The organism is Streptomyces sp. NRRL S-495, assembly GCF_000966955.1.
Taxonomy (GTDB): Bacteria; Actinomycetota; Actinomycetes; order Streptomycetales; family Streptomycetaceae; genus Kitasatospora; species Kitasatospora purpeofusca.
The window spans coordinates 1-3,306 of record NZ_JZWY01000556.1 but is presented as its reverse complement, the minus strand read 5'-3'; the positions used below and the strand labels follow the sequence as shown (position 1 = coordinate 3,306).

Below are 3,306 nucleotides of genomic sequence, written 5' to 3'. Positions count from 1 at the left end.
GGTTCGTCCCGCCCGCGGGGAACGACGGGAACGACGGGAACGACGGGACGCAGGACGAGCGGTCGGGCGGCGAGGGGCCGGCGGAGGACGGGGACGGGACGCGGGCCGCCGTGGCCGAGATCTGCCACCGCCTGGACGGAATCCCGCTCGCCCTCGAACTCGCGGCCACCCGGGTGCGGGCCATGGGAGTGCGGGAGCTGGCGGCCCGCCTCGGCGACCGGTTCCGGATCCTCGGCTCCGGGCAGCGCGGGCTCCCGGCCCGGCAGCAGACCCTGCGCGCGGTGATCGACTGGAGCTGGGACCTCCTCACCCCGCCCGAGCGGACCGTCCTGCGGCGGCTGGCCGTTCCCGTCGGCGGGTGCTCCCTGCCGGCGGCCGAGGCGGTGTGCGCGGCGTCCGGCATCGACCGTGACGACGTCCTCGACCTGGTCGGCCGGTTGGTCGACCGCTCGCTCGTCGAGGCCGTGCACACCGGCGACGGTCCGCGCTACGACCTGCTCGAATCCGTCGCCGCCTACGCCCGCGACCGGCTCCACGAGTCGGGCGAGTTCCCGGACACCGCGGCGCGCCACGCCGGGTACTTCCGGGAGCTGGCCGCACAGGCCGGAGCCGGGCTGCGCGGACCTGGACAACGGCTCCAACTCGCGCGGCTGGACGCGGAGTCCGCCAACATCCGGGCCGCCCTCGACCACCTCGTGCGGGTCGGCGACCAGGACGGCGCCGCCCGCACGGCCGCCGCACTGGGCCCCTGGTGGCTACTGCGCGGCCGCCTCCACGAGGCCCGGCGCACGCTCGCCGCCGTCCTGGCGGCCCTCGACGGTCCTACGGCCACGGCCACGGCCACGGCCACGCCCGCGCCCACCGCTCCCGCCTCCGCCGCGGCCGTCGCCGAACTCCGCCTGCTGCACGACGCGTTCGCCATGCTCACCGGCCACCGGCCGCCCGAGCGGGACTGCCCCGAGGCGGAGATCGACGACCCGCTGCGGCGCGGCCGGGCACTCTGGCTGTTCGCCTACGGCCTGCACCACGCGGGTGACCCGGTTGCGGCGGAAGCGGTCGGAACCCGTGCCCTGGACCACTGCGCCGCCGCCGGCGACCGCTGGGGCACCGCCGCGGCGCGCGCCCTGCTGGCCCGCACCGCACTGGCCGCCGGGGACCTCGCGGCGGCCCGCCGCAACGGCCGCGCCGCCGCCGAGGAGTTCCATGAACTCGGCGACTCCTGGGGCGAGTTGCAGTCCGTTTCGCCGCTCGCCGCACTCGCCGAGATCGAGGGTGACTACGCCGGCGCCGAGGCCCGCCACGCCGCCGGGCTGCGCCTCGCGGAAGAGCTCGGCCTGGCTGTGGAAGCCTCCGCCTGCCTCGTCGGCCTGGGCCGCCTCGCACTTCTCACCGGTGACTGGAAACGGGCCCGACTGCTCCACGAACGGGCCCGCCGTGCGGCGGCCGAGCAGGGACACGTCTTCGGCGAGGTCTTCGCGATCATGGGACTCGCACTCGGCGCACGCCGCGCCGGCGACCTCGACGACGCGGAACGCCACCTCAGGGCGATGCGGGACGACTACCCGTCGTCGACCGCGGGACGGCACATGATCGAGGTGGAACTCGGTTTCGTCGCCGAACTGCGCGGCCTGCCCGCGGAGGCCGCGGCCCACCAGGCGCGCGGCCTGGCGCACGCCCGGCAGTTGGCCGAGCCGCGGGCCCTCGCCCTCTCCCTGGAGGGCACCGCCGGCGCGGCCGCGGCCGCCGGTGGCACCGAGGGGTTCACCCGGGCGGCGCTGCTCCTCGGTGCCGCCGACGCCGCCCGCCGCAGCGCCGGCGGCCCGCTTCCGTCCGGCGAGCGCGCGGACGTGGACCGGATCGCCTCGGCGGTCCGCACAGCCCTCGGCGCGGCAGGCTTCGCCGCCGGCTTCGACGAGGGCACGTCCCTCTCCCTCCAGGATGCCGTCCGGACCGCCACCGGGGCCTGAACGGTCCGCCGTCCCCTCGTCGGTCCGGCGAGGCGTCAGGCGCGGTCGGCGGCGGGTCGGTGGCAGGTCGGTGACGGGTCGGTGACGGGTCGTTCGGGTGGGCGGCCGCTTCTCCCACGGGGTGTCGTGCTCGCGGCATGTTCCTGACGATCACAACCCTGGACCCCGCCGGAGGCGGGCCAGTACGGTGGGCGCGCCGCTGGGAGCCCGCCCCTGAACACGCCTTCGGGCTGTCCCTTCTCGGGCTGCTCGACCGCGCGCGCAGCAGCGACGGCGAGAGCTGACCAGCGCTCGAAGTCGGATTGCACCGGGACGCCCGACAGGGCCGGTTCCGGTGTCGTGGCAGGTTCGGAGGGGGATCGACAATGGCGTCGGCGGGCACGTTCGGGTTCGGCCTGGTTCATCGGGCGTTCGAGGAGATGGCGAGACGGGCTCCGGACGACATCGCCGTGGTGGCGGGGGCGGTCCGGACCACCTACGGGGAACTCGACCGGCGGGCCGGTGCGGTGGCCCGTGAGCTGCGCCGGTCGGGGGTCCGGCGGGGTTCGCTGGTGGGCGTGTGCCTGGAGCGGGACGAGTGGTTGGTCCCCGCGCTGCTGGGGGTCTGGAAGGCCGGTGCGGCGTACGTGCCGCTGGATCCGGCGTACCCGGCGAGCCGGTTGGAGTTCATCGCCGCGGACGCCGGGATCTCCCGTCTGGTCTCCTCGGCGGCCGTCCTCCGGCGCCGCGGCGACGTCCTCCGGGCCACCGGCGTCGGCGTGCTGGACGTCGGGACGGTGGGTTCGGGCGGCGACGAGCAGGCCGACGGCGCGGACGGCGAGGGCGAGCCGACGGACGCCGCGTACGTGATGTACACCTCGGGCTCGACCGGTCGGCCCAAGGGGGTGGTGGTCGAGCACCGCAATGTGGCGGCCCTGCTGCAGTGGGAGTCGTCCGTGTACTCGACCGACGAGCTCCGCGGGATGCTGGCCGCGACCTCGGTCTGCTTCGACCCGTCGGTGACGCAGCTGTTCCTCCCGCTGCTCTGCGGCGGGACGGTGATCCTGGCCGAGAACCTGCTCGCGCTGTCCGCCCTTCCCGCACGGGACCGGGTCACGATGGTCTACGGGACGCCGTCCGCGCTGGCCGCGCTGGTGCGTGAGCCGCTGCCGCCGGGCGTGCGCACCGTCCGCGCGGGCGGCGAACCGCTCACCCGGGCCCTCGCGGACCGGATCCACGCCAACGCCGGTGTACGACGGGTCGTCCAGAGCTACGGCCCGACCGAGTGCACCGTGAGCTGCGTGACGCACGAGGTGCCCGCGGCCGGACGGGCGGAGCCGCCGATCGGGTCGCCCTACGC

General features: G+C 76.2%; 1 protein-coding gene and 1 pseudogene. Both read left to right on the top strand.

What is annotated here, in order from left to right:
- A pseudogene (locus VR45_RS27075) lies at window positions 1-1,967 on the top strand (AfsR/SARP family transcriptional regulator); the annotation flags it as partial.
- A 419-nt stretch (window positions 1,968-2,386) separates the two neighbouring features.
- Window positions 2,387-3,306: AMP-binding protein (locus VR45_RS27070; protein WP_045942458.1), on the top strand; the 920-nt coding region annotated here is incomplete at its 3' end.